Annotated in this window: 4 protein-coding genes; 2 read left to right on the top strand and 2 right to left on the bottom strand. The window is 36.3% G+C overall.

Translation table 11 applies throughout. The features are described 5' to 3' along the window. Positions 1 to 375: 375 nt before the first annotated feature. A complete protein-coding gene (locus H3T43_RS09120) occupies positions 376 to 1,482 on the top strand; it encodes a serine hydrolase (protein ID WP_232350327.1) in 1,107 nt (368 codons plus the stop codon). A 516-nt stretch (positions 1,483 to 1,998) separates the two neighbouring features. Here the strand turns inward: H3T43_RS09120 and H3T43_RS09115 are convergent. Both H3T43_RS09115 and H3T43_RS09110 read right to left on the bottom strand, forming a co-directional pair. Continuing rightward, a complete protein-coding gene (locus H3T43_RS09115; protein ID WP_198214128.1) occupies positions 1,999 to 4,839 on the bottom strand; it encodes a DUF3427 domain-containing protein in 2,841 nt (946 codons plus the stop codon). Between the two features lie 73 nt (positions 4,840 to 4,912). Continuing rightward, the gene (locus tag H3T43_RS09110; protein WP_034978729.1) at positions 4,913 to 5,740 is read right to left on the bottom strand and encodes an exodeoxyribonuclease III; all 828 of its coding nucleotides are present in this window, start codon (positions 5,738 to 5,740) and stop codon (positions 4,913 to 4,915) included. A gap of 326 nt (positions 5,741 to 6,066) precedes the next feature. Here H3T43_RS09110 and H3T43_RS09105 point away from each other — a divergent pair, with 326 nt between their 5' ends. Further along, positions 6,067 to 7,077: a D-2-hydroxyacid dehydrogenase gene (locus H3T43_RS09105; protein WP_034978727.1), complete on the top strand. Its 1,011-nt coding sequence runs from the start codon at positions 6,067 to 6,069 to the stop codon at positions 7,075 to 7,077. Positions 7,078 to 7,081 lie beyond the last annotated feature (4 nt).

The raw sequence follows: 7,081 nt of genomic DNA, 5'->3' as shown, positions 1-7,081 counted from the left end.
TTAGGGGCCTCTTGCCTTGCGGCTCATTGCCCGACGACAGTTATTAATACTAGCAATTATTTTTGCCTTTTGCAAGTCTTTTTTATCATTTTTTCTGTTAAAGCCAAAAAGCCTTAACTATCTAGCACTTTTAAGAAAAAGTAAAACCTCTTTCTCCAAATATTTCATTCACATTACCTTTTGTATTCTTTTGTGAAGTTTTAAATGGTTAAAAGCACTACTTTTCAGTGTCATAATAAAACAAAGTGTTTTCAGGCGAATTACAAACGTTATCTAAATTTAATCTTTTCGTATTCCCCAAATTAATTTTAAAGTCTTATAATACTACTATATTTTAAGGAGAAAAGAATTATTTTGAAGCATAAATTTATTACAATGGTGGCTTCCCTAGTTATTGCTGCCTCACCTTTAGTTACTGCAACCAGTCAGGTTAGTGCAGCAACTGCCACTAATAATAAGCAGACTGAAATGTACAATTTTGTTAGAGATACTTTTAAAAAGCATAATGTTCGTGGCATAGTCACAGTAGTACAAAACGGGGTTCCACAAACAATCAGCTACGGTTATGCCTGGTATGGCAAAAGAATTGGTAACGGCAGCAGCAAAATTGTTTATCCCACCGCTTCACTACAAAAAGTAATTACTGGTGCGATGATAGTTCAACTAATTAATGAAACCAAGGGTACCAAAGACGAATTTACTCAATACACCAAAATATCTCGCTGGTATCCTAACCTCAAGAATGCCGATAATATTACCGTAGGCAATCTGCTGACCCATACTTCAGGAATTATGGCTACTAAAACAGAAATAGACAGAGGCTATAATTATTCAGAAAACAATGCTATTAACTGGGTAGTCAATAATATTAATGCCTCAGCATCTGACACAATAGGTAATTATCACTACAATAATAGTAACTATATTTTACTTACCGGTATCATTAGGCAAGTTACTGGCAAGTCTTACGAAGATAACTTGCAAGCCCGCATTATTGATAAGCTAAATTTAAAAAATACTTATCTTTACCAAAACATCCCTAAAAAAATGACCGATCCAATTTCATACTATTCAAACGGAAGCAAGAACTATCAAAAAGCGACTTATCTCAAGAAAAGCTTAGTTTCACAAATTCCTGGCGCTGGTAACTTGTTTTCTACTCCTGCAGAATATTACAAAATTCAGGTAGGCTTAACAGACGGTTCAATCTTAAATAAAGACGATTTCTATTATTTAACCCATCTAAAAAGCAAAGTAGTTAATTATTCAGGAGGAATGTATTTATACAATAATGATAATATTAGGAACGCCTATGGCAGTTTTAAGGGACAACATTTTGGCACCTGGGTGCAATTAACTGCCGATAATCAAAACGGAATTGTTATGTTTTTAAATCAAACTAACGATAATGAAAACGATCAAAAAGATGTGGGATATGAAATCCTGAAGCGTATCAAGCCTAATACTTTTGTAGAACGCTAAATTTTTATCAAAAAATTAGTTAAAGTGATTTCCTATTTATATATCAAAAGAGCTAATAAATCAGCATTTGTCAATGTAATTTATTAGCCCTTTTTTATACTTTTAACATTGAATATCAAAAACTATCTTTTACGTTTCTTCTTCATTTTGTCACGCAAATACAAAGTATCGGAGATAACAAAATAGACAAGTGTAATAACAAGTGCAACTGTAACAGTTTTAAGAAACAAATTAAAATCAGTTAGTACTGTCCACATTAAAAAAACTACATAAAGAGCCACAATTGGTAAAACAACTTGATTAATTTAATGCTCTTGGTGAATAGCATGAATGGCTTTATTTTGATCTGTATTTTTAAGATTACGTTCTGCCATTTTGTTGCCTCCTTTTTATGAACACTTATTTAAATTTTATGTTTTTTGCCTACTTTACTAAGCAAAAAATCTACGATAGCTAATCCTTGAAACGCCATAGCGAACACAAAAAGTCTAAGAAATTCAATTCTTAGACTTTTCCTTATTCATCAAATAATAACTCATACATTTTTGTACTCAATGGCTTTTCCAGCAGCAAATTCATCCCTACCGCTGCTTTTTTCTTTGGCCCCAGCAATTCTTCTTTAACCGTATCCTTTTGAATATCTACCTGTCCCAAATAGTAAAACTGTTTGCCAATCGCATCACTCTTCTTAACAAAAAGCAACAATTTCATTTGAGGAGTATTAAGCAGTCTCTGAACCTCATCTGATTCTAGATGACGGGGCGATCTCGTATACCAGCGCAAACAGCGACCGTCTTCTAGCGTATTATGGTACAAAGCATTGCGCTTTTTAGACGAATCTTTTTGATAAGTGATAAAAATAGGCGTTTCGTTTTCGTCTACACGATAGCCATACATAGGTGCGGAAACATCTTTAGGCCAGTTTAACAACCGACAAACATCTTTACGATCGTATTGCTGGTAGAGGGTAAATTGTTTGTGATTGTCATAGTCTTGATTAAGTGCCAAACCCGTTTTAATCACATCTCTAAATAATTTCCTAAAAGTTTCATTTTGGGTAAGAGATTGTGCCAATATTGGTGCTAATGAATAGTCAAACAAATCAATTTTGACTATAAGAGGTTGACCGCCATACTGGTCTTTTTTCGTTGTCTTGCCTTGTTTGATGTCAAAAAAGTTCAAAGAAAGAATATCTTCTACTGAAGTCAGCACCTTTTCATTAACGTAAGCACCATAATCATGCAAGACTTCCTCAAATTCTTCTTGACTAACCTGGTATTTTTTTAAAAGCAGCTGCAATAGTATTAGTTCATGTGGTCTTTTCCCATTTAATAATTCCTTGGTAACAAAAGACAAAACGCCATCTTCATAATCACTTAGCTTCACAGGTTCACCCATTTTAATCAAGAAGTCGCCATAATGTTTAAGACTATGGTTATTCGCAAAAACCATAGGTGAGGTTGAACCATAACGGTAAAAATCAAATAACAGAGGCGGACGTCCTATTTTTTGCGCCAGTTCTTGATAAGACTCCCGTAATTCTTTGATGCTGTCCAATTTAATCTTATCAAGTGAAGCCAAAATTTGGGCAGAAGCAATTTGACTGAAGTTAATTGTTGAAACATCAATAAAGCTGGGAAGCATGCTTTCCTCACGAGCCTTATCTTGAGAACGACTATCATCTTGATTTAAAGCAATCGGAATTAAATAATTATTTTTGTAGTTACCAATAAAGTCAATGACAGTCACATAATCTTTACCAGGATATTTACGCAAACCGCGTCCCAACTGCTGGATAAACACAATGCTGGACTGCGTATTGCGCAACATAATAATCTGATTTAAAGCTGGAATATCAATACCTTCATTAAACAGGTCAACGGTAATAATGTAATCAATTTTACCCTGTTCCAGCTGGTTGACAACTTGCAGTCTTCTTTTTTCACTATCTTCATTAGTTAAAGCAATTGCTGGATGCTTACGTTCTGAAAAAGCCTGCGCTAATTTACGCGCTTCTTCTTGGCGACTGCAAAAAACCAACCCTTTGGCTTGTGAACCACAGTAGCCATAATAGTCCAACTGTTTTAAAACATAATCAACACGCTCTGGTGCAAGCAGTCTGCGCAAGTTAGTAGTTTCGTCAATCGTTGCACCATCTACTTCATAGTCCTCAACGCCGACATAATGAAAAGGTGCAAGCATCTTTTCTTCCAGTGCTTCACGCAAACGGATCTCATAGGCTAAATTATAATCAAATAAGCGGTAAACATCCTGATCATCCATTCTTTCCGGCGTAGCAGTCATCCCCAGCCAAAATTGTGGCTTAAACTTGGCAAAAATACGCTGATAACTTGGCGCAGCCGCCCGATGAGCCTCATCAATCAAAATGTAATCGAAAGTTGTTGCCTCCAAGCTGTCAAGTATATCTGTCTGGCTTAAAGTTTGCACTGTAGCAAAAACATATTTGCAGTCAATCTGATGCTTATGTCCTGTTAATAGCCCATAATCAGATGACTGGCCACCAATCACTTGGTAAAAACTTTTTAAAGCCTTTTTGGCAATTTGCTCGCGGTGGACAACATAAAGAAATTTATGAGGCTTAAAGTCTTTAACTGCAAATGCTCCCAAATACGTTTTGCCTGTTCCTGTTGCTGAAACTACCAGACCGCGTTTTTGTCCGCTATCAATTAGTCCTTTTAACTCATGCAAAGCTTCTTTTTGCATTTCATTAGGTACAATTTTAGCTTTTTCATTTAACTGAGCCCCTGACTGCGACTGTGGTTTTACCCAATTTTGTTCATATTCTGCTATCCAACTTTCAGATAAGGGCATACTGTTTCTTTTTAATTCATGTAACTGCTGGGCAATCTGCACAGTTAATGTAGCATTATTCTTTGAGCTAATCTTCAAAGCCCACTCACAGTTGCTGAGCAAAGCTGCCCGGGTAAAATTAGCGCTGCCGATAACTAAAGTCTGCCAATCTTCGTGTTCAAAAAGATAGCCTTTGGCATGAAAACCGTTTTTAGAGGTGATTTTAACGCTTAAATTGGGAATTTTTAACAATTCACGGAAAACTTTAGGGTTGTTAAATCCTAAGTAGTCACCTGTAATTAAAGTACCCGTAATATTTCTTTTAGCCAAATCAGCCATGACTACTTTAAACGGAACAAGCATATCCTGAGTAATAAAGGCCACTGCCCAGGTAAAACTTTGGCAGCTAAGAAGCTCTTGACGCAGCGTCAGCCAGATATTCTCCTGTTTGTTATTTTGCAGCAGTTTTGGTCCTAATAATTCATGTCCTGGATAGATAGGATCATACAAACCGTTAAGAATGGCATCCTGCAAAGGCTCATTCATTCAATATCACCTCAAGGCTATTTTACACAAAAGAAAAAGAAACCCAACCCTTTGGATCTCTTTTTACTACTATTTATAAATCTATTTCCAATAAAATTGGGCAGTGATCGGCACGCTCTCCAGTATCCATCATTTCAGAGCGCTTGACCTTATCAGCAATTCTATTGCTCGTCAGCCAATAATCAATTCTCCAGCCTGAATTATTAGCCTTAGCAGTTCTGACACGTTGAGCCCACCACGAGTAAACTCCTTCAACGTTGCCATTAAGCTTTCTAAAGGTATCTGTGAAACCGGCCTTAAGCATTTTAGTAAAATCTGCTCGCTCTTCATCTGTAAAACCAGCAGAATGATGGTTAGTATCCGGATGTTTTAGATCAATTTCATGATGAGCACAATTATAATCTCCACTAGCTAATACCGGTTTTTCCTGATCCAACTTTTGCAAATAGGCAATATATTTTTCATCCCATACTTGTCGTTCACTCAAGCGCTTTAGACCATTACCTGAATTTGGCGTATAAACTTGGGTCACAAAATACTCAGGAAACTCCAAAGTAATAATTCTGCCTTCATGATCCATTGGCTCTGGTGCACCAATCACAGGATAAGTTACTTTAGGCTTAAGTTCTTTTTTGTATAAAAACATAGTACCGGCATATCCTTTACGAGCTGGTTCTTCTGATGAGCGCCATACTATATCATATTCTGGAAATTCCTTGGTTAATATTTCCAAGTGTTTTTTGGTAGGTCCAGTTGAGCGCAATTTTGTTTCTTGAATTGCGACAATATCGGCATTTTGAGCATGTATTTTTTCTAAAACCTGGCGTGTTGCCACGGCACGTGAGGAAGTTCCTGTTAAAGCTGCATTAAGTGAATCAATATTCCACGAAATTAAGATCATTTTCTTCTCCTTATTAATCATTTCTTTCATTATATAGTTTTTTCACAGGGACTCAAAATTTCTATGATTTTTATCAGTATTATTTTTTACCAACTTGCACGTAATGCCATTAAATTTGCTGTTATATTTTTCACTACCTTAGCAAAAAATATTTGTAATTTTTTTGTTTTGCTATAATCCCTTTTGCAGCATAAATGTAAGCGATTACCGATATAGCAGTATTTTTTAAAAAATAATTTTTTCACATTTTTATATTTTTCAATCCGATTAAGCAAGTGTATAATAGCACAAGAGACAACAATAATAATCTTTGGAGGTTAGATTTTATGACTAAAATTTATGCTTATGCCATTCGTAAAGATGAAGAACCATATGTACATGAATGGAAGGAAGCTCACAAGGATGTTGATGTTGATTTTACTGATCAACTTCTCACCCCTGAAACAGCTGAATTAGCTAAAGGTGCCGATGGTGTCGTAACTTACCAGCAACTAGATTACAAGGCTGATACTATTGAAGCTTTAGATAAATTAGGTATTCACAACTGGTCAATCCGTAACGTTGGTATTGACAATATTGACCTAAAGAAAGCTAAAGAACTTGGTTTTAAGATTACTAATGTGCCGGTATATTCACCAGATGCCATCGCTGAACACGCTGCTATCCAAGCTGCCAGAGTTTTGCGCCAAGACAAGGTTATGGACGAAAAAGTTGCTAAGCATGATCTGCGCTGGGCACCTACAATTGGTCGCGAAGTACGTGACCAAACTGTTGGTGTTGTAGGTACTGGTCATATTGGTCAAGTATTCATGAGAATTATGGAAGGCTTTGGCGCTAAGGTTATTGCCTACGATATCTTCAAGAACCCAGAATTAGAAAAGAAGGGATACTACGTTGATGACTTAGATGAACTTTACGCTAAGTCTGACGTTATTTCACTTCACGTTCCTGATACTCCAGAAAATGTTCACATGATTAACGATGATTCAATCAAGAAGATGAAGGATGGCGTTGTTATTGTCAACGTTTCCCGTGGACCATTAGTTGATACGGATGCAATTGTTCGCGGTCTTGACTCAGGTAAAGTTTTTGGCTTCGTAATGGATACTTACGAAAATGAAGTTGGTATTTTCAACAGTGACTTCAGTGGTAAGGACTTTCCTGACAAACGTTTAGCTGACTTGATTGCACGGCCAAATGTTTTGGTAACTCCACATACAGCCTTTTACACTACTCATGCTGTACGTAACATGGTTATCAAGGCTTTCGACAACAACTTGAAGCTAATTAAGGGTGAAAAAGCTGATACTCCAGTTGATTTAGACAAAGAGTTTTAGTCTC

The sequence above is a fragment of the Lactobacillus sp. M0396 genome (assembly GCF_016101625.1).
GTDB lineage: Bacteria > Bacillota > Bacilli > Lactobacillales > Lactobacillaceae > Lactobacillus > Lactobacillus huangpiensis.
The sequence above is the reverse complement of the archived record's forward strand: the minus strand, read 5'-3'. Positions and strand labels throughout refer to the sequence as shown.

Coding starts and splice junctions, on each gene's coding strand:
- H3T43_RS09120 (WP_232350327.1), top strand. CDS start 376: ATGGTGGCTTCCCTAGTTATTGCTGCCTCACCTTTAGTTACTGCAACC.
- H3T43_RS09115 (WP_198214128.1), bottom strand. CDS start 4,839: ATGAATGAGCCTTTGCAGGATGCCATTCTTAACGGTTTGTATGATCCT.
- H3T43_RS09110 (WP_034978729.1), bottom strand. CDS start 5,740: ATGATCTTAATTTCGTGGAATATTGATTCACTTAATGCAGCTTTAACA.
- H3T43_RS09105 (WP_034978727.1), top strand. CDS start 6,067: ATGACTAAAATTTATGCTTATGCCATTCGTAAAGATGAAGAACCATAT.